Here is a 25,450-nt window from a genome sequence, read left to right as displayed (position 1 = left end):
AACTGCTTGATTTATAGTCTGCTAAAGCAAGATGATTGACGGTTCAACTATCTGAGAATCTCATTTAGTCAGCTAAAATCCCTGAGCATAGTCAGCTCGTTTTCATCATCCTTTTCACCAGTCTCTTTGAATCCCAGTCTACGATATAACTGCAAAGCCTGTGTATTTTCTTCATGACAGGAAAGTCCAATACTTGTTCCTTTGCCAAATGGTTCCGAGCGGAAATAGTCCAGCACCAGCTTCAATCCTTCATAGCCATATCCTTGCCCCTGTTGGGCTGAGTCAATCAACATATGCCAGACACAGTACATACCGTCGGAAGGATCATAAATTGTTAATACATAGCCGACCATCTGCTCTTCTGCATAAATACCAAAGGGCTGCACTTGATCCCTGTTTACATAAGCATACGCCAGACTCTTTTCAATTGGTGCAACATATCTATGCTGCTCTTCTGCCACGTTTAATTGGAACGCAGCTTCTATATTCTCCTGTTTAATGGGTTCTAAATGAACATTTTTCATTCTATTTCCCCATTTCCATTTTTTTGTTTTTCAGTACCTCTGCCCAATCTGTACCTACATCTACAAAACCAGCATGTTTATATATATTTCTAGCAGCGGAATTCTGGTTGCTGACCACTAAATAGAGTTCATCGTATTTCATACTAGCTAAAGATGCTGCTGCAGTTTTTAGTAAAACGCCCGCTAATCCCTGTTTCCGAGCCTCTGGAGCTGTTGCCAGATAGACCAGAAGTGGCAGTCTTTTACGAAAAGCCGTTACCATTGCTGCTGCCTCAATATGCCCCGAAGCGTCCATCACTATAAAGGAATGCTCCTCGAGAAGCTCACCGTATTTTCCAGAAAAGGTTTCTGCTACTTCCTGCTTCATCTCTTCCAGCGTTTCTCCCTGATCATCCTCTGTTCCCTGAAATGCCTGCCAGAGCATCTTGCCTAACTCCAGCTTTTTATCATTTGACAGATTTACCATTGTATTCAATTTTAGCCCGGCTTTTTCAGCCGATGCTTCCAACATCAACAAATCCTTTTTCATGATGCTTCTGTTTCTTGTCTGTGTCATTTCTCTACCTCATCCTTTAAAATTATATAGCGGGCGAATAATCTCCTGTACCTCCACTGCCGGTTCGATATCAGCCAATAACTGTTTCACCGGCTTATAAGCTTTAGGTGCTTCATCTATTGTTTTTTTGGAAACCGAGGTTGTCCAGATTCCTTTCATAACATGTTGATAGCTTTCCAGACTAATCTGGCGTTTCGCTTCCGACCTGCTTAGCTGACGGCCAGCTCCATGAGGTCCTGAATAGTTCCACTCAGGATTTCCTTTACCTCGTCCGATGATACTGCCGTCCTTCATATTCAAAGGGATAATCAGCTGCTCTCCTTTTTGAGCAGAGACTGCTCCCTTTCTCAAAATACTCTGCTTCAAATCAATATAATTGTGTGGACAATCAAATTGTTCAACTACTGATTTTTTCCACTTCATCCCTTTTAAGATGATTTCTGCCATTAAGCGGCGGTTTTCAGCAGCGTAGGCTTGGGCAATTTTCATATCGTTCAAATAGTCAGTTAATCCTTGACCAGACAAGTAGGACAGTTCGTAAGGTATTTTTGCTCTTTCCCGCTCTTCTTTCAGCTTTTGGACTTCTTCAATTTCGCCATTTTTTTCTGCGGTTTTCATTTGAAGCTTTAGCTCTTTTCTAAGTGTAGACAGCTCCTGATATGCTGCTTCCTGGTGATATTCGGCAATTTCTTTCCCTAAAATCCGGCTGCCGCTGTGAATAACGAGATAATAGCCGTCTTGCCCTTCATTTACTTCGATAAAATGATTACCTCCGCCGAGTGTTCCTAAGCTTCTAAGTACCCAGCCTTTATGAATTGGCGCCAATACCTCGCCTAATTCAAAATCACTGACTGGTTGTTTATGAGCCTGATTACCACTTGGTATTCTAGAGCGAATGATTCGGTCCAGCTTATCAAAATTCAGTTTAATATTCTTTTTGATTTTTACCGCATACAAGCCGCAGCCAATATCCACTCCAACCAGATTAGGAATAAGCTTATCGCTAATCTGCATTGTCGTACCGATTACACAGCCTGTTCCACTGTGCGTATCCGGCATAATTCTAATTTTACTATCTTTAGCAGCTATTTGATTACATAAGCCAATAATCTGACCAATCGTTCCATCACTAACCTGATCAGTATAAATGACTGCCTCGTTGTATTTTCCTTGTACTGTTAACATTCTGTTTCCTCATTTTCTTTTAAATTAGAACGCAGAATGCCTGCGTTCCTGTTATTTTTCTCTAAATTTTCCTTTTTTTCCACTCATGGGTAGCACCTCCGCTAATTTTGGGGCATACAAAAAACCTGACAACCACAAAAAATGATTGTCAGGTCTACTAATCTAAAACTACACACAGACTGATAACGAGACGATTCTTCGTCTTGTTTTCTCTACTTACCGATTGAACAAATAAATTATCTAGCTCAATAGATAGCTAAAAACCAGCTGTATACCTGTTTTAGTTTTTTGAGAGCGCATGAAAACAACATACGGATAACTCAAAAACACTAGCATATACTCGATCATTTTTTGTCTTTTGACGCATTGATTTGCTTACTGTAGTTGTCATCATACTCTCTCCTCCTCTGCACGTTATTTATTTTATACTATCATGTCAGTTTTACCTCTGTCAACATTAATTTCATTTTCTACTTTTAAAAAAATCGCTGACTTACAGTTTCCCGCAAAAGTAAGTTTCTTATTCTAATGCTTGAAAACCAACCACCTGCTTTGTTAGAATTAATAGTTAGCATAGCTATATAAAGGAGTGAAGAAATGAACTATGTAAAGAATTTTTTTATTGTTGTCGGTTTATTTATTTTGAGTCAGGTGAGTATGACTGTTTTTGGTGTGCTCAAGGGGATGTCTCTAGCCAGCGGGCAGGCAGCAATGTCCAGCGTTAATACGCTAATTCTTATTCTTATTACAGTTGCCAATATTGTTTTATTGATGTGGCTGGCAAAAAAACTGGGTCTATGTGAGTTTACATTTGACTGGATAAACAAAAAAAATGTATTAATGATTGCTGTTCTGTATTTTGCAGGAAGAATTGTAGCGATTGGCGGTACTTATTTGGGGCAACTTGTAAATGGGCAGGAAACTACTGCTAATGATGCGATTATTGATTCTATCTTTTCCGGTGAAAGCTCTGTTCTGTTATTTTTGTTGATTGCAGTTTCAGCACCAATTATGGAGGAAATCGTTTTTCGCGGCGGCATTATGGGTCTGCTGTTTAAAAATCAGCCATTTATCGGAATGGCTGTCAGCTCAATTGTTTTCGGATTGATTCATACAGCGACTACGTTTATTGATTTCATGCTCTATGCCTTACTTGGTCTGATTATGGCTTACCCATATTATAAAACGAAACGGCTGGAAGTTTCCATCGCGGTTCACTTCGTCAATAATGCCATTTCAGCAATTGCAATGATTCTGATGATGCAGTAAATCGTGTGAACATAGTAGTTATTTAAATCCAAAATGAAAGAGTTCAGGACCTTCTCAAAGCCTTGAACTCTTTTTTTCGTTGCTATCTGAATAAATCGTGGGAGCTCTCCTTTACTAAATACAGATAGTCAACGAAAAATCTCCAAGGCAAGATTAGCAGTTTCATTTACTGTGCTTTCAATAAAGTCTTACTTAATTGATAACCACTTCATCCGACATTTTTTCTTCGTCTATAATTCTTCAGCTATGCCTGATGATTTATCGAATAATCCGCATTTTCCTGCTAAAGTGACTGCTGGTATTTTCTCCTTTTTATATGTGTTTCAAGATCTGCATATCTAGTCGGCAGCGGTAGTCTGCTGTTTTTTTCAATAAAGTGCATGGTAATCTTACAGGCGGTTGTTAAATCAATCCAATTTCCACAAGAAACAAAAATAGGTTTGACATCTTTTCTAGAGCGAACTGCTGCTCCGTATTCTTCACTATTTATAAGAATCTTTGTTTTTGCGCCTACTTCATTTGCAGGCATTGTAAAGTCTGTACCAGCAATTTTTAAATAGGTTTTCGCTACACCAATACATGGTGTATTCAAATAAAAAGAAGCATGAGTGGCAATCCCCATATGTCGATAATGAAGGTAACCGTTTCCGTCAAACATATAAAGGTCTGGTTTTTTCGTCAGCTTTTTTACTGCTTCTAAAATAAGCGGCAGCTCTCTAAAGGCTAAATAACCAGATATATATGGAACCTCTATCCTCGAAAAATGATCCACTGTTTCTACAACTTCCTTTGTATGATAGTCAATCAATACGATACAGCAGACCCCGTATTCCTTGCCTTCATGTTCCCAATAGGCAAGGTCCACCCCTGCAACCAGCTTTAGATTTTCTAGCTGAAATGTATTTTGCAAAGAAATACCAGGCTGCCACTTTTCCTGTTCCTGTTTAAACTGTTCTTCTTGAGACATATACTCCTCCTAAAATAATTACTCTTGATAAAAATTATACTTTATCAGCTGAGACTCTGCTAATTATTTTCAGGCTCCATTGCTTTGTTTAATCCCTCAACAGTCATAGAACCCTCAGCTTTCAGGAAATTTCTCAACAGAATACTCAATTTTTATTTGATTACTTTCAAAATACGTATAAGCTCCCTCTGGCAGCTGCCAGTTAACCTGAACCTTCCCCGGCTGCCAGAATCCATTTTGATTTTGATAATTCGTATAAAGCACATACCAAGGCACGAGCTTGCTACCTTTTCCATTATCATCCATGTAGCGGTCGTCGGTATCAAATCGTATGATATTCCCTTGCTCATCGAAGCTGAAACGCCCGGCTGCTGAGATATTTTCCCAAGTAATACAGCCTTCTACAGTTTGTTCATCAATGGTTCTCCAAGTAACGAAATCTTGTACAAACAACGACGGCAGATAAACGGCATCTGCCAGGGCCGTAATCAACTGCCCCTGATCCATCTCTGCCCCAGTAGACCGAAACAACTGAAAATGCTTTGACAAAACTCCGGTCATTGATCCAATGCCAGCAATCACACTGTCTTTTGCCTGCAGCGGCAGTACACCTGCCATTTTGGCTGTTAGAAAAGCATGACGATCAGGGCGTCCGGCAAAGTTCAGCTGTTGAAATTGAATAGGCATTGTTTTCTTATCTGGTGATAACCGAAACTGTGTATTGATAAATTGGATAAACATGTTGCTCATTAGCGGTTTCTCTAAATATCCGCCATTGGTAATATGTCTTTGAAGCAGCGGCGGCAGCTGAGCAACAGTATCCTTTGAAAACTTTCCGGAAGGCTCACGGCTGCCGCTTATCTCTGCAAAAGACTGCTCTGTGTCTGCAAGATACTTCTGCCACAGCTTTCCTCCCGGTATTAGCAAGTAAATACAGAGCAGCACAACGACTAGTCCAAGTCCTCCTACAATCTTTATCATAATGTCCCTCCTCATAAATCATCTTTCTTTTCAAGCTCTTCAATATTTTGTTGGAGAAGCCTAAGCCCCTTGTACAAACCTGCTGTCGCTTCTTCATCAAACCCCTGAAAAACAGCAGCTAAAAATGTCTGTTCACTCTCATCTCGTTCAGCAAAATAGTTTTTGCAGTAATCTGTTAGACTAAGCCTGACCACTCTGCCATCTTCTGGTGCTTTGGAAAGCGTTAAAAATCCTTGTTTTTCCAAAATAACTGCCATTTTTTTGATATTTTGATGTGAGCTGCCAATAACAGCTGCAGCTTCACTAATTGTCAGCATTTGATTTTCCGCTTTTGTAACTACAGCAATCAACATCCATTGCTTTATCGTCATATGGTCATCCAGCTTGTCGCCTAGCCTTTGAAGTCGGTTAGCTAAAGTAAATATCCCTGCAAAAATATATTCCTGTTCACCCATCGCTGTATAATCCATCAAAACACTCCTTCAATAAAGATAACTAGTTACATAATTATATAACCAGTTACCTTTATTGTCAAACAAACAAAAATAATTTGTAATTTCTTTATCAAAAAATGAACGTCAATGCCTACTCAGCACGAACGTTCATCTTTTAAACACTTCTAAATTATTGGAAGACAATCACTACCGACTGACTTTGATTGCCTTTATCGTCCTGACTGATTAAATGCAGCAGCTCCTTTTGTTCCTTATCTACCATGAGCTGGAAGCTGCCGGATTCAGTTACTACAGAAGTACTTATGACAACTCCATCTGAAGTTTCAAGTAAAAGCTTTGTGTTGGCCTCACCTGTGCCTTCAATCTGATAGCTGTCACCAGCTAAGGTGATTGAAGTAATACTTGGTACCTCTGGTGGCGTACGATCTGCATTTACAACTTGTATGCCGGAAAATGTTGTAAAGGTATAATCTCTGGAAATGAGTGTTTTATAGCCTAGTTTAGCTCCTATACTGGCACGAATCTCACCATCTGTTTCTGCTGTGTATAACAGTTTTTTACTTTGTTTCTGAGTTGCACTCAATCCTTCATCTATCCTCTGGTTTCCCAAACTATATAGAACATTCGGGTAGGTCACCAAGGCTTCTGTATCATTTTTTACATTAAAAGAGAGCTCATATGTCTCACCAGCTTTCACTGCAAGCAACTGACCAATAGCTCCTATATTATTATACTGCCTATTAAAAAAGCGCAAACCTTCCTCCTCACGAAAAACAGTAACCATATCCGTAAGTAAAAGCTTTTTCAAAACGAATTCGTTTAACCCGTTCTTGCTGAGCGGAGCATTACTAAACGCTTGATTATCAGTACTGGTTTCCCAATCAATAAGGTGGGTCTCATTCGTTTCAAAATCAGTATTTTTCAATAAGTTCACATCCAGAGCTACTACTGGATTTTTAACAGTCATATTATCAACTGTTTCTAAAAATGAATGAACCGTTGCGGTATATAAAGCCTCATCAATATAAATCGACTGACCATGCTCCGCCCCTGCGACGGTTAGCTTTTCTTTGTAGCCGATTGCTTTATCATACAGAACCTCTTGAGCCACTGGTGGAATAAACCAGTCCGCATCTCCATGAATAAATAGCTTTGGTACACCCGTTTTGTCTACAGCATTAATCGGAGCAACTTGATAGATATCCATTTTCAGGATTGGTTTAGTTTTCTCTTCATTCAGCTTATTAATCAGCTGACCTTCCTTTCCAGTCCAATCGTAATCCTTAACTAATGGAATATATTTAAAAAATTGGGTAAACAGGTTTAGAATATCGTGGAATTGCTGCTCAGTTGAATAGTAACCGCAGTCTTCAATATAAGCCGTCACATTGGGATGGGGGGTAGCTTGAGAGAGCATAGTTGTTGCTGCACCCATAGATATTCCAAAAAGAATTATCTCCTGATCCGGTCTGCTCTGTACCTCCTGATTAATCCAGCCAGTCAAATCCTCTTTCTCATAGTGTCCAAACGTAATATATTCTCCCTCGCTATCTCCGTGAGAGCGGGTATCCGGAATTAGTACATTGTAGCCCATATCAGAGAACAGCTTTACATGGGTTAAATTAGAGTTTTGTCCGTCTCTGTATCCGCTGTGCACAACGACTGTTTTTTCGGAATGATTGTCGATGTAACGGGCATAAAGCTGAATGTTTTGACCCGTAGGCTCATCGTACACAGTTTGATATCGTTCCGAGGTATTCGTCAGTGCCTTATACCAGTCTGTATAAGGCTTTTCTTCATTATTAGAACCAGTTAGATTTTGAATCAGCGTGAAGAGAACACTCTCTCTTTTAAAAGCCGTATCAAAAGCTAGTTCAACTATTGCTCCATCAATCACATCTCCAATCAAACCCCGATTTGTCGGCTGCTTTGACAGATAGCTTGTTAAGTATTGTTCGATATACGTCACAACCGCTTGCTCTTGCGGCGTAAGACTTTGCTTCCCATCTAAAAAGTAACTGGACATCCATCCATTTTCAGACCCATTTGCTTTAACCTGAGCCGCTTCTTTATCTACTGAAAAAACATTGGGACTTATCTCTTTATACGTAGCTGTCTCCCCATAAACGATTAATGGTCTAAAAATACCTGCGGCCAGCAGCAGTGCTGCCATTCCCTTAAAAATTACATACTTCTTCACTTCTTTTCCTCCTTGTTAATAATAATTTCTCAAAGAGAATAGCAGTTACCTTTTTTAAAAGCAAATAATATGGTAAAAATTTTTTAATAAGAGTAAGTTTTAAAACGCTAAGATATTATGTATTTCTCAATTAAATCGTTCTAGACTATTTTATATTGTTTAAAACTCCTTATGATATTATCATAAGACTAATCCTGACTCTGCGATTATTAGAGTCAAATTGACACCCTGTCATTCAAATACATTGGCAAAGTTTCTCTCCTTTAATTAAAAGAGCTAGAAATAGAAACAACTGTTTCCTAGACAAAATTATTTGGTGTAAAAATTAAAATTTGAAGTCATAATTTTGGCATAACAAAAAAACCGAAAGAATGAATCTCTCATCCTTTCGGTTCATCTTGTTCATTAGTTTAGCTTATCCGTTGTAAGCATCGATAATGATTTGTTTCAGTTCACTAATCAACGGCTCTTTAGGGTTCGCAGTTGTACATTGGTCTTCATAAGCTAATTCAGCCATACGGTCAACTGTTGAATCAAGAGTTTCCTGAGTAACACCTTGTGCTTTCAGGCTCATGTCAATTCCTACAGAAGTACCTAAATCAGCAACTGCTTTAACTAAAGCATCTACTAATTCCGCAGTCGTTTTACCTTTCAGACCTAAGAATTTCGCAATATCCGCGTAATCTGTATCTGCACGGAAGTAGTCATATTTAGGGAACATTGCATGTTTTGAAGGATCTTTGGCATTGTAACGGATAATATGAGGCAATAGAATTGCATTCGTACGTCCGTGAGGAATACCATATTCTCCACCAATTTTGTGAGCTACTGAGTGACAAATTCCCAAGAATGCATTCGCAAATGCCATACCAGCCATTGTAGAAGCGTTATGCATTTTTTCACGAGATTCCATATCAGGAGTTTTCACTGATTTTTCTAAATAGTCAAAGACCAATTTAATTGCTTGTAAGCTCAAACCACGTGTGTAGTCAGATGCCATTACGGATACATAAGACTCAATCGCATGTGTTAATACGTCCATACCAGTATCAGCTGTTACAGATGCAGGAACTGACATAACGAATTGCGGGTCAACGATTGCAACGTCTGGTGTCAATGCGTAATCAGCCAATGGATATTTCACATGTGTGTCGCTGTCAGTAATAACCGCAAATGGTGTTACTTCTGAACCAGTACCTGAAGTTGTCGGAATACATACAAATTGTGTTTTAACTGCTTTATCAATTTTATACGTACGTTTACGGATATCCAGGAATTTTTGTTTTGCGCCGAAGAATGATGTATCTGGGTGCTCATAGAACATCCACATACCTTTCGCAGCATCCATTGCAGAACCGCCGCCTAATGCGATGATTGTATCTGGTTGGAAGTCTGTCATTACTTTTGTTCCAGCGTATACTGTATTTGTTGACGGGTTAGGTTCCACGTCAGAGAATACTTCGATTTTTACATCATTTTTACGTTTTAGTAATTCTTTACGAACTGTATCTGCATATCCGAATTGAACCATGCCTGGGTCACAAACCAGCATTACGCGCTCAACGTTTTCCATTTTTTGCAGGTACTGTAATGAGTTCTTTTCAAAGAAAATCTTTGGTGGTAATTTAAACCATTGCATATTATTTCTCCGTTTCGCTACAGTTTTGATGTTAATCAAATTGATTGCAGATACGTTTTTAGAGACAGAGTTTTTACCGTAAGACCCACAACCTAATGTCAATGATGGAATCATTTCGTTGTAGATATTACCAATACCACCTTCAGCTGTTGGTGTGTTAACCAAAACACGACAAGCTTTCATGCGGATACCAAATTTAACCTGTAAATCTTCATCTTCTGTATGGATACATGCAGTATGTCCTAATCCACCCAATTCAAGCATTGCTTCACACAAATCAAGAGCGTGGTCTGTATCTTTTGCTTTCATCATCGCTAGAACTGGAGAAAGTTTTTCGCGTGATAGCGGATACTCAGGTCCAGCCCCCTCAAGTTCAGCAATCAGAATCTTCGTTCCAGCAGGTACTTTGATTCCAGCTAAGCTTGCAATATGTTCAGCAGAATAACCTACAATTGCAGGATTTACTGCGTATTTACCTTCGTTCATTACTGCATCTTCAAGTTTTTGTAATTCGTTAGGTTTTACAAAGTATACTTGATGCGCTTCAAATTCAGCTTTTACAGCTGCATAAACTTCTTTATCTACAATTACAGCTTGCTCAGATGCACAAATCATTCCGTTATCGAAAGATTTAGAAACGATTAAGTCGTTCACCGCACGTTTGATTTTTGCTGATTTTTCAATGTATGCTGGTACGTTACCGGCACCAACTCCTAAAGCTGGTTTACCAGTTGAATACGCAGATTTAACCATTCCAGGACCGCCAGTTGCTAATACGATTGCAACGCCAGGATGATTCATCAGCATAGAAGTTGCATCGATTGACGGCTGTTCAATCCATTGTACACAGTTTTCAGGAGCTCCTGCTGCGATAGCTGCATCACGAACGATACGAGCTGCTTCAGCAGAACATTTTTGTGCACTTGGGTGGAAGGCAAAAATGATTGGATTAGCAGTTTTTAAGGCGATCATTGCTTTAAAGATTGTTGTTGAAGTTGGGTTTGTTGTAGGAGTTACTCCACAAACAACGCCGACTGGTCCAGCAATTTCAATTATACCTGTTTGGTCATCTTTATTGATTACACCAACAGTTTTATCATGTTTAATGCTGTTCCAGATATATTCAGAAGCATACATGTTCTTAATTGCCTTATCTTCCACAATTCCACGGCCAGTTTCTTCAACTGCCATTTTAGCTAGAGGCATATGCTGATCTAGCGCAGCCATTGCCATTTCGTGAACAATATGGTCAACCTTTTCTTGATCGAAGCTTTCCATTTCTTTTAATGCAACATTTGCTTTGGCAGCCAGCTCGTCGATCATTGTTTGAACGTCAAGAGTCTTAGCTTCCTCTTTTTTCTTTGTTTTCGCCATTGTAATCCTCCTAAAATAATTTATCAAAAGTTTACTTGTTAACTATTTCACATACACATCATACACCATTCTTTTTTTCTTGTAAATAGTTTTTTGTGATTTTTTTCACAGTTTTTTTATTTAAATCGTTTTCATTAGAAAAGGCAATAATATAAAAGTAAAGGGGCTGTGACATTAGTATGCCTCAGTCCCTTAAACCCGGATAAACGGTGTTTCAGAAGTAACTTCTTCGATAATAAGGCGGAAATTCGCAAAAATTTGTAGAACAATTTTCGGAATTTCCGCATTATTGCTTGAAGCTGAACACTTCTGTCACAACCTCTTTGCTTTGCAAGGTATTCAGTCAAGCAATTGTTATCCAAGACTTTTCAATTTGCTCATTAGTGTACAATTAGCTGTATATTTTCACACACCAGCCTTTAAAAAGTTTGGACAGTCCAATTAAACACAACCTTCATTTTCTTCTTTTATAATACATCCCCTCTGATTCGGGTAATGTTTCACTAAAGCCATATTGCCGGTATAACTCTTTTGCCTGACCATCAGCCATTAAGCTTACATAGGCAGCTGAAGGGATTTTTTCATCTATGTAGGTTTTCAGTGCACTCATAATTTGTTTTCCTAATCCCTGTCCCTGATAATCAGGTCTAACCGCTATATCAACAATTTGAAAGGCAGTTCCCCCGTCACCAATCAATCGTCCCATTCCAACAAGTTCATCCAGATGATTCCAAAGTGTTATGCAGCACCAGCTGTTTTCAAGTCCTTTAGCAATAGAATCTATATTTCTCGGTGAAAGTCCGGCGTTTACTCGTAATTGCTGAAATTGCTCGGGTGTGGGTCTCTTATTCGTTAGCTGTACCTTTTGATTCATCAAAGTTCTCCCCTGCTTTCTATTATTTAAATAAAAAAAGGAACTGCTGTGAGTTCCTTTTGACTCCTACTATTTGTTTTCAAGCAGCATCTTCCAGCCTTTGACTCGTTGCTAAAAAACTACTATAGTAAATCTTCGATATCATGCCAGTCGTTAAAACGAAAGGGACTGGTTTGTGCAATCAGCTGCTGGTAATCAAAAAAATCATTTGGCTGAATATGTAAAATATCATTTTTGCATTCTTTAATTGATAGTTTTGGTTTACTCTTCCATCGATAAGAAAGCAGATAATTCAACAGCTCCTGCTCATTTACAGACGTATAGCCATCTTCATGAAAGGAACGGCATTTAGTTTTTATTTCTTTTGATAAAAGCATCTTCTGATGCCAAGACAGCTTTTTCATCATGTTCCCCTCTCCGTATCATTTACACCTAAAAGTAGTTTGGTCATTTAGCATCCTTAGCTTTCTAAAAAAGCCTAACACTAAAATCTTGCACTACATAGGCCGCAAACAATAAGGCTGGAAGTTATTAAGTTCCAGCCTTGTCAATTCTAAGTTTTTTTGCTTTCTCAAAGCTGATCAAGCAATGAACAGGCTTTTCTACCTAAGCATTATTCTTTTGTTTCTGTTTCTTTTGGTGCTTCGTCAACAGAAGGTTCGTGTTTATCTAAATCAATTTCTGTTGTTTCTTCTACAACATCTACCATTGGTGCGTCCGCAGTGATGTTTGGTTTTACAGTACGAATTGCCTGACGGTCAAACTCTAAAATAATCCCTTCACAGTCGACAAAAACCGTTCTGTTCACATCGTCAAATTCTGAAACTACGCCATGTAGTCCGCCAATCGTTACAATACTGTCTCCGATTTTCATACTACCTAATAAATCCTGACGTTCCTTCTGCTGTTTCTTTTGAGAACGTGTCATAAAGAACATCATTCCTCCAAGAACTACCAGCATTAAAATCATTGAAAATCCGCCGCCCATTCATTTCACCTCATTAATTAATATAATCACATTTAACTGTAACAAAAAAACGTTGATAACACTAGTGATTTACCATAATTTTTAGAAACTTTTCGCATTTTCTTTATTAAAGCCGTACTCTTCAAAAAATGCCTGCCTAAATTCCAGCAGCTGATCATCCATAATTGCCTGACGAACCTGCTTCATCAAATTCAGCAAGAAGTATAGATTATGATAAGAAGTTAAGCGGATACCAAAGGTTTCATCACATTTAATTAAGTGGCGAATATACGCTCTCGTATAGTTTTTACATGTATAGCAATCACACTTCTCATCTAACGGTCGAAAGTCTCTGGCATACTGAGCATTCTTAACAACTAGGCGTCCTTGAGAAGTCATACAAGTTCCGTTGCGGGCAATCCGTGTCGGCAATACACAATCAAACATATCCACGCCGCGAATGACACCGTCAATCAGCGAATCAGCGGTACCGACACCCATTAAGTAACGTGGTTTATTCTCAGGTATCAATGGTGTTGTAAATTCAAGCACACGATTCATTTCTTCCTTAGGTTCCCCTACTGATAGTCCTCCTATTGAATAGCCGGGAAAATCCATACTGATTAAATCTTTTGCACTTTGTCTTCTAAGATCTTCATAACCAGCTCCCTGAATAATACCAAATAGGCCTTGGCGGTCAGGATTTTTATGTGCTTTCAATCCCCGTTCCGCCCAGCGGCTGGTTCTTTCGATTGAATCCTTCACATAGCTGTAGCTTTCATCAAATGGCGGACACTCATCAAAGCTCATCATGATATCTGAGCCCAGCTTATTTTGAATGTCAATAGCTTTTTCCGGTGAAAGGAACATTGGTGAACCATTCAAATGGTTCTTAAAATGTACCCCTTCTTCAGTAATGTTTCGCATATCACTAAGTGAGAATACCTGAAAGCCGCCGGAATCTGTCAGAATAGGCTGATCCCAGTTCATAAATTTATGCAGTCCCCCTGCTTCTTCTACCAAGTCTTCTCCGGGGCGAAGCCACAAATGATAGGTATTGCTTAAGATAATACCGGCACCCATCTCTTTTAATTCTTCCGGAGCCATGGTCTTTACTGTTGCTAAAGTTCCTACAGGCATGAACATTGGTGTCGGGAATGTGCCATGGGGCGTGATTATTTCACCTAGTCTAGCTCCTGTATGCTTTTCTTTCTTTATTAAACGATAACGAATGGCTGGTTCCGTCATTCATTTCCCTACTTTCTATACAAAATTAGTCCTTTCCCATAATACTGTTTTTCCAGTCGCTTTGCAAGATTTCTCTTTGTCCACTTAATAGGAAGCATTTTGCCAGTTCCACTGGTGTAGGAACCTCTAGTGGAGTGGAAGGAGAGGCTATAGTTCCTCTTTATCTCAAAGGCTACAGCAGCAGTTGTCTTTTAGTTAATTGAGATATATCTAACTATTTAAGGTATAGTTTATAAAAAAGACGACTTGCGTTTTCTAGAATCACCAGTCGTCTTTTTTAATTATTTTATGAAATTATCTTAATTTTTTTGCTGCCATATACTCTTCTAATTTAAGCATAGCCTGTTTCACAACTTCTGGAGTAATAACTTCCTTCATATAATGAATCGTCTCATCGGGAGCTGCTGCTCGAGTAGAGACCAAATCGTACTCTTCTTCAGACAGAGAAAAGTCCATATCCTTCAAAGAAGCAGGTAAACCTAATGAGCGGTAAAAAGGTAGTAGCTGTTCTATTTCTTCCCATTTTTCTTCAATTACAAGCTGAACGAAAACGCCGTAAGCTACTTTATTACCATGAAGCTGATGGTGGCTGTCTGCCAAAATCGTCAATGCATCATGGATGGAATGAGCACCTGCGGTTCGGCCGTAATCATCACCGAAGCCACCGACCATACCCCCAAGAAGAATATTAGTCTCGACAACATTTAGAAAGGGCTGATTTATACGTCCGCCTGTCATTGCTTCTATAGCTTTTTGGCTATCTCTCAGCAAAACATCACGGCACTGACGAGCTGCATAAGCCGCTACGCCAATCTCAATCGGCTGTATATCTAGCTGAGAAATCATAGTATCTGCTTCATACCATTTTGCTAATGTATCACCGATTCCAGCAATCATTAGATCTACTGGAGAATGCAGCAGTACTTCCGGTTCAATTAATACCAGTGCGTTGCTGACTGGAAAGATATCATAACGGTCCATCGAACCATCCTCATTGTACATAACACTTAAAGGAGTATAGGCTGCACAGGTAGCAGCCAGCGTCGGTAGAATCAAAACTGGTATCCTGCATTTATTTCCAACTGCTTTGCCTAAATCAGCAACTTTGCCGCCGCCTACAGCAACAATACCAGTCAAAGCCTCAGCCTCAATGAGAGTTGAAACAGTTTCAACTTCGTCATCCGTACACTCTCCCCGGTATGTCATAAAGCTGGTATACGTGTTCACTAGTTTAGGGAAAAAAGGCTTTGCAGCTTCCCAAGAAAACTTTCCATGCAGCACCAGCACCCGTTCGATGCCCCTTCTCTGTAAATGATTTTCCAGTCCTTTCCAGGCTCCGGAACGACATTCATACTCCTGCGGTGCTCCTCTAACAATTAATGATTGCTCCATGCACATTCTACTCCTTGGCTGAGACGTATCTGAAAAATCCGGATGCCGCCGATATTTTTAGATACGACCTAATTTTTTATTCATTTTTTTGATTAGTTAAACATTATATCTTTTCGTTTATTACAAACTATGATATGATAAATCACATCGAAAAACAATAAATTTTTATACATTTATTCAGTTTTTCAGCATAATTATTTATTAAATAACTAAAGGAGTTCGGCACATGAAAAAATGGAAGAAAATAATTGCTTTTATTCTGCCGCTTTTAATGGCATTCATTCCTTTGCTGACTGTTCAGACGGCAGCAGCAGAAGAAACAGATTCTATCTATGACGGGATTATTCAACGCGGTGAACTAATCGTCGGCTTGTCCGCTGACTATGCCCCTTATGAGTTCCACACAGATGTTGATGGAAAAGATACTATCGTCGGTTTTGATGTTTCGATTGCCCAAAAAATCGCAGACGATATGGGTGTTAAGCTAAAAATAGAAGAGCTTGGCTTTGATGCCCTGTTAGGTGCTTTAAAAACCGGCAAAATCGATCTGATTATTTCAGGAATGGCTCCCACTCCTGAACGGCTAAAAGAAGTCGACTTCTCAGATCCTTATATGACTGTCCAGCAACGGGTTATCGTCCGTAAAACAGATCAGGATAAGTTTCATTCAACGAGTGACTTTAAAGATGTAAAAGTCGGTGTTCAAAAACAGACCACACAGGAAGATCTTGCAAAAAATGAATTGCTTGGTTCAATACCAACCTCTCTACAAAAAGTACCTGATGTAGTGATGAACCTGAAGAATAAAAAGGTTGATGCAATTATACTTGAAGGTCCTGTCGCCGAAGCTTATGTTGATCGAAATGATGATTTAGTCTTTGCTGATGTATCTTTCACTGAAGGTGAAAAGCAAACAGCGATTGCGATGGCTAAAAACACACCTATCTTAAATGAAAAAGTGAATGCTTCCATCAAAACGATTAATGACAATAATCTTTTGGATGGCTATAAAAAAGAAGCTGCTGAATTAATGTTTGACGACAACGAAGGCTTCCTTCAAAAATATGGCAAATTCTACTTGAACGGTGCCGGTTATACTATTTTTCTAGCCTTTATCGGTGTGTTGTTCGGTGCGTTGTTTGGTGGTCTACTAGCACTTATGAAGCTGTCAAAATCCAAAATTTTACGTGCTTTAGCGATTATCTATATTGAATACGTTAGAGGAACACCTTTGCTAGTTCAGATTTTTATTGTTTACTTTGGTACAGGTGTATTAGGTCTGGACTTATCAAAACTGGCAGCCGGCTGTATTGCCTTAACTTTGAATAGCGGCGCCTATGTTGCTGAAATTGTTCGTGCTGGAATTAACGCGGTGAATAAAGGACAGCTGGAAGCGGCCCGTTCATTAGGTATGAATCAATCTCAAGCCATGCGCTTTATTATTCTGCCTCAGGCAATTAAAAACATTTTACCAGCCTTAGGAAATGAATTCGTTACAGTTATTAAAGAATCTTCTGTTGTATCTGTTATCGGTGTTTCCGAACTAATCTTCCAAGCTGGGAATGTTCAGGGTGCAAGCTTCAAGCCATTCCTGCCGTATCTGGTCGTTTCACTGATTTACTTTGTCCTAACCTTTACAATTTCCCGTCTGTTGGGTGTAGCCGAAAGGAGAATGAGCACTAGTGATTAATATTGAGAACTTATATAAATCCTTCGATAAAAATGAAGTCCTTAAAGGAATTGACTTAACTGTAAATGCTGGCGAAGTGGTTGTAATTATCGGCCCTTCCGGAAGTGGAAAAAGTACCTTTCTGCGCTGTCTGAACTTATTAGAACAGCCGACAAAAGGCCGAATTGAATTTGAAGGTAAAAATCTTTTAGATAAAGATACGAATATAGATGAACTACGGCAAAAAATGGGCATGGTTTTTCAGAGCTTCAATCTGTTTCCTCATAAGACTGTTCTTGAAAATCTGACAATTAGCCCTATTAAGGTAAAAAAAGAAGACCCTGAACAGGCGAAACAAAAAGCACTCAGTCTTTTAGAACAAGTGGGGCTAGAAGAAAAAAGCAGCAGCTATCCAGCTAGCTTATCAGGCGGACAGCAGCAGCGTGTAGCAATTGCTAGAGCCTTAGCCATGAATCCGGATGTGATGCTTTTTGATGAACCAACCTCTGCTCTTGATCCGGAAATGGTTGGAGAAGTTCTAGCCGTTATGAAAGCTCTGGCTGAAAAAGGAATGACTATGGTTGTTGTTACTCATGAAATGGGCTTTGCTCGTGAAGTTGCAGACCGCGTCATCTTCATGGATGCAGGCGTTATTCAAGAAGAAGGAACGCCTGAAGAAATTTTTGGTCAACCAAAAAATCCTAGAACACAGGACTTTTTGAGAAAAGTTTTGTAAAACAACCAAAAACAGATAGTAAGTCGAAACAGAAGTGTCAGACATAGAAAAAGACAGATTTCAGCAGTAAATGCTTCTGTTATTTCTTAGCACCATTTTAGTCTGCTGCATCTCTGTTTCGTCTTTTTCAATAAGCAGCTAAACTAAAAACTGTATTTCAATTCAAGAATATGTAAGGAGATGTTTGGATGGATTCTTCCAAAATTGCAAAGCGGCATCAGCAGCCGGCTGAAAATATTTTAATGGATATTGCTACACTAGCAAAGCAAATACCTAATTTAATTGACCTTTCTATAGGAGATCCTGATTTAATCACCTCTGAAAAGATTATTGATGCGGCATTTGCAGATGCCAAAGCAGGACACACCAAATATACTGCTTCCGGCGGCAGCAGCGAATTCTTAGACGCTGTTATCCAATTTTATCAAAAGCAGTACAACCTCCATTTTTCGGTTGATCAGGTTCGAGCAACAGTTGGAGCTCTTCATGGCATGTATCTCGCTTTACAGGTAATTCTTGATCCCGGCGACGAGGTGATTATCCATGAACCTTATTTTTCTCCCTATAAGGATCAGGTGCTGTTTGCAGGAGGAAAACCTGTTTTTCTTCCTACTTTTGAAGAAGATGGTTTTCAAATCAATATTGATTGCTTAAAACAGACCATCACGGATAAAACGAAAGCTATTATTATTAACTCGCCGAACAATCCGACAGGTGCGGTGTTTGCTCCAGAAACATTCAAACAGATAGCTGAGCTGGCGATTGCTCATGATTTCTATATTCTTTCAGATGAAGTCTACGAAGCTTTTGCCTTCTATGAAGATTTTGTTCCTATGGCAGTCTTTGCCCCTGAGCATACAATTACCTTTAGCAGCTTTTCAAAAGCCTTTGCTATGACTGGCTGGCGGATTGGCTATATGATTGCTCCTTCCTATATTAATCAAGCTGCTAAGCTAATTAATGAAAGTGTTACTTATTCAGCACCTTCACCTTCCCAACAAGCTGGCATTTATGCTCTAGCTCATGCAGAAACTCTCATACCAGAGGTTGTGTCCGTTTTTAAAGAGCGCTTGGAATATGTAGAAAAACGCGTGCAGGAGATTCCTTTCTTATCGATGCTGCCAGTCCAAGGTACTATGTACGCCTTTATTAATATTGAACAGACTCAGCTCGGTTCAGTCGCTTTTACTGAAAAGCTGCTGAAAGAAACAAATGTTTTGGTTATTCCCGGAAAAGCTTTTGGTGAAACAACAGGAGATCAGCATGTGCGTCTAGCGGCAACACAAAGTCTAGACGTTTTAAAAGAAGCCTTTGACCGGATTGAAAAGTTGACGTTTAATTAAACAGGCAGGGCTAATAGTCTTTTGCTTCAAGAACCAGTGAGGTACTGTTCAACATCAGCTCATACCTCACTGTGTTTCTCAGAAATAAGCCGTACTATACGAAAATGGGTCTTACCACACATTTTCAATATAGTACGGCTTATTTTTGAAGAAGCAGCTTTTGAACCGCCGATTATTCCAGTTTAGACAGACTCACCAAATACTTTTCAAGTTCATATAAACAACAGTGCAAAATTCATGACTTATCCTCACTTGCTTACAGTAAGTTGCTACAGAAATTATACTGGCAGGAATAAGATGAATACGTTGTCTCGTCTTTTTTGTTATAAATTATTTTGTAAATATTTTTTTGCATTCGTAAACACTGGAATGTCAAAAGCCTTACTAAGACTGCCCGCAAGAAAATAAGCGATATTGAAGTCCACAAGGCTGTGAATGATTCCGCCGATTCCCATTAACAGCAAAATAGAATAAATGTATCCATCAGAGTAATAGGTTTCCGGTAGATTCCCCATTGTATAGAAAACAGTGATGACTACCAGTTCAACAGCAGAGTGAATAAGGGCAATGACTAGGTTAAACACTTGAAACCGTCCGTTTAATAAAGAAAACTGTTTAGATTGCAGTGCTACTTCTGGATGCTTTTTCAAGTAAACTGAGCCGATAACTGCGAAAACAATATGGGACAATGCCCGTAGTGCAATGATTGGTGTGGCTGATAAAAAGAAACCAAAACCTGTTCCCAAGGCCACAGCTACTGCTGCTTCAGGTGAAATAAACATAGCTAAAAATAATGGCACGTGACTTGCTAGTGTAAATGATGCTGGTCCAATAGTAATTCGGGGCATTACCATTGGAATAATAATTCCCATCGCAATTAATAACGCTGAAATTGTCAGTTGTCTGACAGAGTTTTTTCTCATTTTCTTCCTCCTAAATGTGTCTTGACACATATCATGAATCCTATTCTAATCAAAAAAAATAGAGGTGTCAAGACACACGTTGCTTTGAAAACCCTTTTATTTTAAATATAAAAAAACACACGAATCATTCTGAAGATGTATCGACTCCCAAAAGCTAGATTTTTGGTCTAACTTTTTTGAATCGGTACGTTCCTTCATCTATTTATGTGTTTTTTAATAAGAAACAGCTGTTTCTATTTATTTTTTTCAAGTGTATTGCTGAGACGGGCAAATTCTTCTAAGCTTAGTGTTTCACCTCTGCGGGAAGGTTCAATTTCAGCTTCGTTCAAGCTGATTTTTAACCAAGTCACTGTTTTTTCATCTTTCCCGTAAAAATGAGTCAGATTATTCCATAGCGTTTTTCTTCGCAGCTGGAATGATGCCTTTGTCAGTTTGAAAAACTCTTTTTCATTCGTTACTTGAACTGCCGGTTGAGCCCGTCTTTTCAATGTAATAATCGCAGAATCAACATTCGGCTGCGGTACAAAGACTGTTTTCGGCACGATAAAAGCTACTGCCGCTTCCATGTAGTACTGAACGGCGATGGACAACGAACCATAGGCTTTGGTTCCCGGTTTTGCAGAGATTCGATCTGCTACTTCTTTTTGCATCATCACAATCATTTCGGCTATTTCTAAATCCGATTCCAGAAAGTGCATCATAATCGGTGTCGTAATGTAATACGGCAGATTTGCCACGACTTTTATGGGCAGCTCCTGCTTAAAAACCCGTTTTATCTCTGTACTTAAGTCCGCTTTCAACACATCCTGATGAACAACAGTTACATTATCATAAGGACTTAACGTATCCTTAAGTACAGGAATCAATCGATCATCAATTTCAAAGGCTAGAACCTCTGCTCCATGACGAGCTAAATGCTCTGTGAGAGCACCAATACCAGGACCAACCTCAATCACATTTGTCTGTCGATCAATTTCCGCAGTCTCGACGATTTTTCTTAATATGTTGGGTTCGGTCAGAAAATTTTGTCCTAGGCTTTTCTTAAATGAAAAGCCGTGCTTTTTTAATATCTCCTTCGTACGGGAAGGGGTCGCAATATCTTTATAATCGGTCACAGTGATTCCTCCACTTTAGCCATCGCTGCTTTCAGCTCGTCTTCTGTTATACGGAACATCTGCAGCCTTTTTATCAGCTGCTTGCTGTTGGTATACCCAATCCGCAGCTCGTCACCCAGCTTTTCTCTGCGTTCTTTTGCATTGGCTCCTGCTATTAAACCATAGTCAAGCAATACTTGTCTAGGTATGTCTTCATAATCATCTTCTTCATTAATTGGTGTAACTACTAACTTAAGAGCCTCAATGATTGCTTCATCACTGGCGTGCTCTACTCCCAGACTACTTCCCCGGCGCTTAGGTTCAGCCAATCTTCGAGATAAAAAAGCGTGCTTGGCGTCCGGCACCACTTCCATAATGGTTTTCCGAATCTTTTCTCCTGAATAATCCGGATCAGTAAAAATAATCACGCCCCTTGTTTCTTGGGCATGTTCAATCTGAGTCAGGATGTCTTCATTAATTGCTGAACCTATTGTTTCGATTGTATCCACCTCAACGACTTCTTGTAACCGTCTTGTATCGTCCTTACCTTCAACAACAATAATTTCTTCAATTTTCAATTTATCTATCATTCTGCTATTCTGAACAGCTTGTGTGCATTTTTTGTTGTTTGCTTTGCAAGCTCTTCCCACTCCATATTTCTTAATTCCGCTATTTTTTCTACTACATATCTGGTATAGCCGGGCTCATTTCTTTTACCGCGGTAAGGAACTGGTGCCAAATAGGGTGCATCCGTTTCAACCAATAAGCGGTCAATTGGCGCGTTAGCAGCTGCTTCCTGTACATCAGTTGCCTTTTTGAAGGATACTACACCGCTAAAAGAAATATGCATGCCCAAATCTAAAAAGCGTTTCATCCACTCATCATCTCCACTATAGCTGTGCATGATACCGCCAATATCCCGAACATCTTCTTCTTTTAATATCTGATAAGTATCTTCAATAGCATCCCGCATATGGATGCTGATTGGCAAATTCATTTCTTTGGCAATAGCGATTTGACGGCGGAACACCTTAGCCTGAAGCTCCTTTGGATCCTCCATCCAGTAATAATCTAAGCCAATTTCGCCAAGAGCCACAACTTTTGGCTTAGTCAGCTGCTGCTGAAGCTGTGCTTCTATCTCTTTGGTGTAGCTCCCAGCTTCTGTCGGGTGCCAGCCAATGATACTGTGTATATTTGGATATTCCTGACTAAGAGCCAGCGATTTCGTAATTGTTGGTGTATCAAAACCAACAACTGCCATTTCTGTTACACCTAATTCTGTTGCTCGTGCAACAGTTTCCGGAATATCTTCTGCAAATTGTTCTGCATTCAGATGTGTATGTGTATCAAAAATCATTTTTCTTCCTCCCTGCCTGTTCTACTCTATCATATTTTACCAGAAAGCTGAATAAAACACTTGAAATAGAAAAAATGTTCTATTCAAGATTAGTAACAAACCATTTTACAGCTGCTGTCTTATCAGTCCCTAGTCTGATGTACATATCTTCAGTTCCTGTTACACTTCATCTACTAGATAAATCTTTTAAACGGTTGTCTGTATCAAGCCAGTAGGATAGCTTGCCTTAAAAAACAGGCTGCTCCCCCGCCAATGCAGCCCAATTGTTTTTTTCTCAGACTATCTAGTCAAAAGAAGCTTTTTGGAAAGTATAGACAAAAATGCATAGCCAGCTACGCTTCTTTATCAGAAATCATCTATTATTGTTAGGAGTTGATGTTTATGAAACATATAAAGCAAACCATTTTCTCTTCTGACTTATTAAAATCGTCTATTGAACAAAAAGTAATCAGCCGCAGAAAGGATCAGACTCAAACAATCTGGCATTGGGGACTGTTGACGCTATTTACGCTACTCGTCTACGCCAGCATCACCCATCAGGTACTATTGATTCTATTCTTAATCGCTCTAACAGCATTTATTAAGGGACCGCTGATGCTTATTTGGGGAAGTCTTTATTCCGCATTGATTGCCTTTTTTCCGCCTATCGCATTACTGCTGTCGGTCCTCTTTTTCATACTAAATATTGGCGCTGCTATTAAAAACTGGCGAATTACTCTAGTGGGAGTCTTTTTTTACCTGTATCCTCTCATGGCTCGTCTGGGGCAAGCGCTGCTGTCGCTTGATTCACGCTGGCTAACACTTGTATTAGTTTTAATCGGTATCACGGCTTTTCATTTTATGTTGAAATGGCTGTATCAATATAGCTTTATCAGCAGAAGTCTGGCCGGCGCTATCATCAGCATGCCTTACTCCCTATTCCTAGTATTCTTACCAAAGAAAATTCGCGGTCTACGCAAATCTAAAAAAATCAATTCTTAACAGGTTTTAATTGGAAAGACTGAACGAACATATTCAGTTCTTGAGCAATAGGTATAAGAATACTACTCATGAACGAGGTCTTAACTGCTAGCTACCCGTGCTTTCCTTCGATAGTACTACTATAAAAATTTTACCAACAAATAAAAAGTTCAGCAATAAGCCGTACTATACGAAAATGGATTTCATCACACATTTTCAATATAGTACGGCTTATTGCTGAGAAATACAGTGAAGTATAAGCTGATGTTGAACAGTACCCCACTGGCTCTTGAAGCAAAACTCTTTTAATCTTGTTGCTTTTGAACGGAGTTTATAGGAGATTCTATAGTTACACAAAAAATTTCAACGCAGTCATCATTTTATGAAATAATGATTGGTTCGAAACTAAATAATTGGTTCTTTAACGATTTGAGCTATTTTATTTTTTGTCTCTTCGCGCATAAACTTGAAGTCTTCATTTATAAATGGGAAACAATTTTATTTAAAACATCTGCCTTGTCAACTATATCCTTGATTTTTAAATGACGAATGCGTTTCCTTCCTTCTTTTGTATTTTTTCTATTCCTGGCAATTGTACAGGCTGTCTCCGCCAAATAGATTGTTCATCAAAGGTTGATAGGGCATCTCTTGCCAGATTATTAATTAAGACTGTCAGCGCCCCCACAGTCATCAACGACTGATGCCTACAAATCCATCTCTAACTGCTACTAAATACTTTTGAGAGCCAATTTTCGAAGCAATCAGGACTAGCTTTCGAGCAAATAAATTAATTAATTTTTTATTTTAGCCTCTCCTGATTTTAACATCAACCAATCAATGTAACTTGGTGCAAATCTGGAAAAATTTAGTTTCCAACATTTTTTCATACTGGACTACAGTTAGTTATAAAAACTGGTTTTCGAGCAAAATCCTCACTTATACTCTAATTCCTTCCTGTTATTGAGAATTTCCCACTACTTTTTTTGCTAAATATTGTAAATTTTGACAAATTCATAAATTTTTTTATAATCAGCCTTCTAGCTATTTTCCATTAAAAATTGAGTTCTCACTGAAAATATTAATTTTTTATTAAGATTAATCAGCACTACTCTTATATTCGTCGTATAATAGAGAAAAGGAGATGTTGAAATGATGCCTTCAGCGCCCCAAATAACCATGCTGCAAAAGATTAGATCCCGACAAATTCTTTTAGCTCGCCATTGTTCAGATTTAATTTTGCTGCATAAAGAAACCCTAGCCCATGAGGCTGGAGATGCTTCTGATTGTACCCATTGTAAAAAATTTTCAGCAATGCAAAAAGAGTTTTCTAATAATACAGAACAGCTGCAGCAGCTGATTCGATTAAAGAAAGAAGGAGAGCGGCAATGAGTTCATTTTCTAAAACAAGTTATGCACCATTTACTCTTTATCAGGAAACTTCCATAAACCAGAATTACAAGGAAGGTCAAATGATAACCTTTTACTCTGAACTATTCAACTCTTCGATTCATGGTATCCTTTCAAAAAAATACACAAATAGCTGTCTAGTGGATATCTCTGCCTGTCAGGAGCTGTCAAGAGAGAATAGAGAAAAGTATAATTACAAAATTGTAGTGAACTATAAAAAAATTTTTGAAGATATCTAATCCCTGATTACAATAAAAAATCCCCTCAGTTTGAAAAATTTTCTAAACTGAGGGGATTTTTCATGTTTACGGGCTCAAATTTCTATGCCGC

Annotated in this window: 25 protein-coding genes; 7 read left to right on the top strand and 18 right to left on the bottom strand. The window is 38.9% G+C overall.

All coding sequences use genetic code 11. The features are described from left to right. Positions 1-68: 68 nt before the first annotated feature. From AC1Z3K_RS04000 to AC1Z3K_RS03990, 3 genes are read right to left on the bottom strand one after another with little or no spacing between them, the layout of a single operon-like run. The gene (locus tag AC1Z3K_RS04000; RefSeq protein WP_461731931.1) at positions 69-524 is read right to left on the bottom strand and encodes a GNAT family N-acetyltransferase; all 456 of its coding nucleotides are present in this window, start codon (positions 522-524) and stop codon (positions 69-71) included. 1 nt (position 525) lies between these two features. Next, complete coding sequence (locus AC1Z3K_RS03995) at positions 526-1,080, bottom strand: GNAT family N-acetyltransferase (protein WP_426080990.1); 555 nt, start codon at positions 1,078-1,080, stop codon at positions 526-528. 9 nt (positions 1,081-1,089) lie between these two features. Then, the gene (locus AC1Z3K_RS03990) at positions 1,090-2,265 is read right to left on the bottom strand and encodes an RtcB family protein (RefSeq protein WP_426080991.1); all 1,176 of its coding nucleotides are present in this window, start codon (positions 2,263-2,265) and stop codon (positions 1,090-1,092) included. Positions 2,266-2,862: 597 nt separating this feature from the next. Here AC1Z3K_RS03990 and AC1Z3K_RS03985 point away from each other — a divergent pair. Further along, on the top strand, positions 2,863-3,534 hold the full coding sequence (locus AC1Z3K_RS03985; RefSeq protein WP_461731930.1) for a CPBP family intramembrane glutamic endopeptidase: 672 nt from the start codon (positions 2,863-2,865) through the stop codon (positions 3,532-3,534). 283 nt (positions 3,535-3,817) lie between these two features. On the opposite strand, the gene AC1Z3K_RS03980 is transcribed toward AC1Z3K_RS03985, so the two are convergent. From AC1Z3K_RS03980 to AC1Z3K_RS03935, 10 genes are all read right to left on the bottom strand, one after another. After that, entirely contained in the window at positions 3,818-4,501 is a 684-nt protein-coding gene (locus AC1Z3K_RS03980; RefSeq protein ID WP_426080994.1) for an endonuclease V, read from the bottom strand. A 114-nt stretch (positions 4,502-4,615) separates the two neighbouring features. Continuing rightward, positions 4,616-5,482, bottom strand: coding sequence for a DUF6544 family protein (locus tag AC1Z3K_RS03975; protein WP_461731929.1), 867 nt, complete (start codon positions 5,480-5,482; stop codon positions 4,616-4,618). An 11-nt stretch (positions 5,483-5,493) separates the two neighbouring features. Beyond that, positions 5,494-5,952 (bottom strand): MarR family winged helix-turn-helix transcriptional regulator, encoded by a 459-nt coding sequence (locus AC1Z3K_RS03970; protein WP_461731928.1) that lies wholly within the window; start codon positions 5,950-5,952, stop codon positions 5,494-5,496. Between the two features lie 154 nt (positions 5,953-6,106). Further along, complete coding sequence (locus AC1Z3K_RS03965) at positions 6,107-8,137, bottom strand: alpha/beta hydrolase (protein ID WP_461731927.1); 2,031 nt, start codon at positions 8,135-8,137, stop codon at positions 6,107-6,109. Positions 8,138-8,552: 415 nt separating this feature from the next. Continuing rightward, a complete protein-coding gene (gene adhE, locus AC1Z3K_RS03960; protein WP_426080998.1) occupies positions 8,553-11,150 on the bottom strand; it encodes a bifunctional acetaldehyde-CoA/alcohol dehydrogenase in 2,598 nt (865 codons plus the stop codon). Between the two features lie 454 nt (positions 11,151-11,604). Beyond that, a complete protein-coding gene (locus tag AC1Z3K_RS03955) occupies positions 11,605-12,024 on the bottom strand; it encodes a GNAT family N-acetyltransferase (RefSeq protein ID WP_426080999.1) in 420 nt (139 codons plus the stop codon). A 122-nt stretch (positions 12,025-12,146) separates the two neighbouring features. Further along, entirely contained in the window at positions 12,147-12,431 is a 285-nt protein-coding gene (locus AC1Z3K_RS03950) for a post-transcriptional regulator (protein WP_426081000.1), read from the bottom strand. Positions 12,432-12,637: 206 nt separating this feature from the next. Then, entirely contained in the window at positions 12,638-13,012 is a 375-nt protein-coding gene (gene yajC, locus AC1Z3K_RS03945) for a preprotein translocase subunit YajC (RefSeq protein WP_426081001.1), read from the bottom strand. Positions 13,013-13,093: 81 nt separating this feature from the next. Further along, positions 13,094-14,239 (bottom strand): tRNA guanosine(34) transglycosylase Tgt, encoded by a 1,146-nt coding sequence (tgt, locus tag AC1Z3K_RS03940; protein ID WP_426081002.1) that lies wholly within the window; start codon positions 14,237-14,239, stop codon positions 13,094-13,096. Between the two features lie 294 nt (positions 14,240-14,533). After that, a complete protein-coding gene (locus AC1Z3K_RS03935; protein ID WP_426081003.1) occupies positions 14,534-15,631 on the bottom strand; it encodes an iron-containing alcohol dehydrogenase family protein in 1,098 nt (365 codons plus the stop codon). Between the two features lie 226 nt (positions 15,632-15,857). Between AC1Z3K_RS03935 and AC1Z3K_RS03930 the strand changes: the two genes are divergently transcribed. The 3 genes from AC1Z3K_RS03930 to AC1Z3K_RS03920 all read left to right on the top strand — a co-directional run bounded on the left by AC1Z3K_RS03930 (position 15,858) and on the right by AC1Z3K_RS03920 (position 19,379). Then, complete coding sequence (locus AC1Z3K_RS03930; RefSeq protein WP_426081005.1) at positions 15,858-17,321, top strand: ABC transporter substrate-binding protein/permease; 1,464 nt, start codon at positions 15,858-15,860, stop codon at positions 17,319-17,321. Next, a complete protein-coding gene (locus AC1Z3K_RS03925) occupies positions 17,314-18,036 on the top strand; it encodes an amino acid ABC transporter ATP-binding protein (protein WP_426081006.1) in 723 nt (240 codons plus the stop codon). Before AC1Z3K_RS03930 ends, AC1Z3K_RS03925 begins: the two co-directional genes overlap by 8 nt. Positions 18,037-18,224: 188 nt before the next feature. Then, positions 18,225-19,379, top strand: coding sequence for a pyridoxal phosphate-dependent aminotransferase (locus AC1Z3K_RS03920; protein WP_461731926.1), 1,155 nt, complete (start codon positions 18,225-18,227; stop codon positions 19,377-19,379). 323 nt (positions 19,380-19,702) lie between these two features. On the opposite strand, the gene AC1Z3K_RS03915 is transcribed toward AC1Z3K_RS03920, so the two are convergent. The 4 genes from AC1Z3K_RS03915 to AC1Z3K_RS03900 form a co-directional block, all read right to left on the bottom strand. Then, positions 19,703-20,302 carry a hypothetical protein gene (locus AC1Z3K_RS03915; RefSeq protein ID WP_426081008.1) on the bottom strand — a complete coding sequence of 200 codons (600 nt, stop codon included), beginning with the start codon at positions 20,300-20,302 and terminating at the stop codon, positions 19,703-19,705. A 233-nt stretch (positions 20,303-20,535) separates the two neighbouring features. Beyond that, entirely contained in the window at positions 20,536-21,417 is an 882-nt protein-coding gene (rsmA, locus tag AC1Z3K_RS03910; RefSeq protein ID WP_426081009.1) for a 16S rRNA (adenine(1518)-N(6)/adenine(1519)-N(6))-dimethyltransferase RsmA, read from the bottom strand. Next, entirely contained in the window at positions 21,414-21,986 is a 573-nt protein-coding gene (gene rnmV / locus AC1Z3K_RS03905; RefSeq protein ID WP_426081010.1) for a ribonuclease M5, read from the bottom strand. Before rnmV ends, rsmA begins: the two co-directional genes overlap by 4 nt. Continuing rightward, positions 21,983-22,753, bottom strand: a complete 771-nt coding sequence (locus tag AC1Z3K_RS03900; RefSeq protein ID WP_461731925.1) for a TatD family hydrolase — start codon at positions 22,751-22,753, stop codon at positions 21,983-21,985. Before AC1Z3K_RS03900 ends, rnmV begins: the two co-directional genes overlap by 4 nt. Positions 22,754-23,134: 381 nt before the next feature. Between AC1Z3K_RS03900 and AC1Z3K_RS03895 the strand changes: the two genes are divergently transcribed. Beyond that, entirely contained in the window at positions 23,135-23,734 is a 600-nt protein-coding gene (locus tag AC1Z3K_RS03895) for a hypothetical protein (protein WP_426081012.1), read from the top strand. 517 nt (positions 23,735-24,251) lie between these two features. Here AC1Z3K_RS03895 and AC1Z3K_RS03890 read toward each other — a convergent pair. Next, positions 24,252-24,407 (bottom strand): hypothetical protein, encoded by a 156-nt coding sequence (locus tag AC1Z3K_RS03890; protein WP_461731924.1) that lies wholly within the window; start codon positions 24,405-24,407, stop codon positions 24,252-24,254. Between the two features lie 455 nt (positions 24,408-24,862). Here AC1Z3K_RS03890 and AC1Z3K_RS03885 point away from each other — a divergent pair, with 455 nt between their 5' ends. Then, on the top strand, positions 24,863-25,102 hold the full coding sequence (locus tag AC1Z3K_RS03885) for a hypothetical protein (RefSeq protein WP_426081013.1): 240 nt from the start codon (positions 24,863-24,865) through the stop codon (positions 25,100-25,102). After that, a complete protein-coding gene (locus AC1Z3K_RS03880; RefSeq protein ID WP_461731923.1) occupies positions 25,099-25,359 on the top strand; it encodes a DUF2187 family protein in 261 nt (86 codons plus the stop codon). The genes AC1Z3K_RS03885 and AC1Z3K_RS03880 overlap by 4 nt, the downstream gene beginning before the upstream one ends. The last annotated feature ends 91 nt before the right edge of the window (positions 25,360-25,450 follow it).

The organism is Enterococcus sp. LJL128 (assembly GCF_056924295.1).
This window is presented reverse-complemented; position numbering and strand designations above follow the sequence as displayed.

What these genes read in the sequence shown, in the direction of transcription:
- AC1Z3K_RS04000 (WP_461731931.1), bottom strand. Translation starts at nt 524, where the DNA reads ATGAAAAATGTTCATTTAGAACCCATTAAACAGGAGAATATAGAAGCT.
- AC1Z3K_RS03995 (WP_426080990.1), bottom strand. Translation starts at nt 1,080, where the DNA reads ATGACACAGACAAGAAACAGAAGCATCATGAAAAAGGATTTGTTGATG.
- AC1Z3K_RS03990 (WP_426080991.1), bottom strand. Translation starts at nt 2,265, where the DNA reads ATGTTAACAGTACAAGGAAAATACAACGAGGCAGTCATTTATACTGAT.
- AC1Z3K_RS03985 (WP_461731930.1), top strand. Translation starts at nt 2,863, where the DNA reads ATGAACTATGTAAAGAATTTTTTTATTGTTGTCGGTTTATTTATTTTG.
- AC1Z3K_RS03980 (WP_426080994.1), bottom strand. Translation starts at nt 4,501, where the DNA reads ATGTCTCAAGAAGAACAGTTTAAACAGGAACAGGAAAAGTGGCAGCCT.
- AC1Z3K_RS03975 (WP_461731929.1), bottom strand. Translation starts at nt 5,482, where the DNA reads ATGATAAAGATTGTAGGAGGACTTGGACTAGTCGTTGTGCTGCTCTGT.
- AC1Z3K_RS03970 (WP_461731928.1), bottom strand. Translation starts at nt 5,952, where the DNA reads ATGGATTATACAGCGATGGGTGAACAGGAATATATTTTTGCAGGGATA.
- adhE (WP_426080998.1), bottom strand. Translation starts at nt 11,150, where the DNA reads ATGGCGAAAACAAAGAAAAAAGAGGAAGCTAAGACTCTTGACGTTCAA.
- AC1Z3K_RS03955 (WP_426080999.1), bottom strand. Translation starts at nt 12,024, where the DNA reads ATGAATCAAAAGGTACAGCTAACGAATAAGAGACCCACACCCGAGCAA.
- AC1Z3K_RS03950 (WP_426081000.1), bottom strand. Translation starts at nt 12,431, where the DNA reads ATGATGAAAAAGCTGTCTTGGCATCAGAAGATGCTTTTATCAAAAGAA.
- yajC (WP_426081001.1), bottom strand. Translation starts at nt 13,012, where the DNA reads ATGGGCGGCGGATTTTCAATGATTTTAATGCTGGTAGTTCTTGGAGGA.
- tgt (WP_426081002.1), bottom strand. Translation starts at nt 14,239, where the DNA reads ATGACGGAACCAGCCATTCGTTATCGTTTAATAAAGAAAGAAAAGCAT.
- AC1Z3K_RS03935 (WP_426081003.1), bottom strand. Translation starts at nt 15,631, where the DNA reads ATGGAGCAATCATTAATTGTTAGAGGAGCACCGCAGGAGTATGAATGT.
- AC1Z3K_RS03930 (WP_426081005.1), top strand. Translation starts at nt 15,858, where the DNA reads ATGAAAAAATGGAAGAAAATAATTGCTTTTATTCTGCCGCTTTTAATG.
- AC1Z3K_RS03920 (WP_461731926.1), top strand. Translation starts at nt 18,225, where the DNA reads ATGGATTCTTCCAAAATTGCAAAGCGGCATCAGCAGCCGGCTGAAAAT.
- AC1Z3K_RS03915 (WP_426081008.1), bottom strand. Translation starts at nt 20,302, where the DNA reads ATGAGAAAAAACTCTGTCAGACAACTGACAATTTCAGCGTTATTAATT.
- rnmV (WP_426081010.1), bottom strand. Translation starts at nt 21,986, where the DNA reads ATGATAGATAAATTGAAAATTGAAGAAATTATTGTTGTTGAAGGTAAG.
- AC1Z3K_RS03900 (WP_461731925.1), bottom strand. Translation starts at nt 22,753, where the DNA reads ATGATTTTTGATACACATACACATCTGAATGCAGAACAATTTGCAGAA.
- AC1Z3K_RS03895 (WP_426081012.1), top strand. Translation starts at nt 23,135, where the DNA reads ATGAAACATATAAAGCAAACCATTTTCTCTTCTGACTTATTAAAATCG.
- AC1Z3K_RS03885 (WP_426081013.1), top strand. Translation starts at nt 24,863, where the DNA reads ATGATGCCTTCAGCGCCCCAAATAACCATGCTGCAAAAGATTAGATCC.
- AC1Z3K_RS03880 (WP_461731923.1), top strand. Translation starts at nt 25,099, where the DNA reads ATGAGTTCATTTTCTAAAACAAGTTATGCACCATTTACTCTTTATCAG.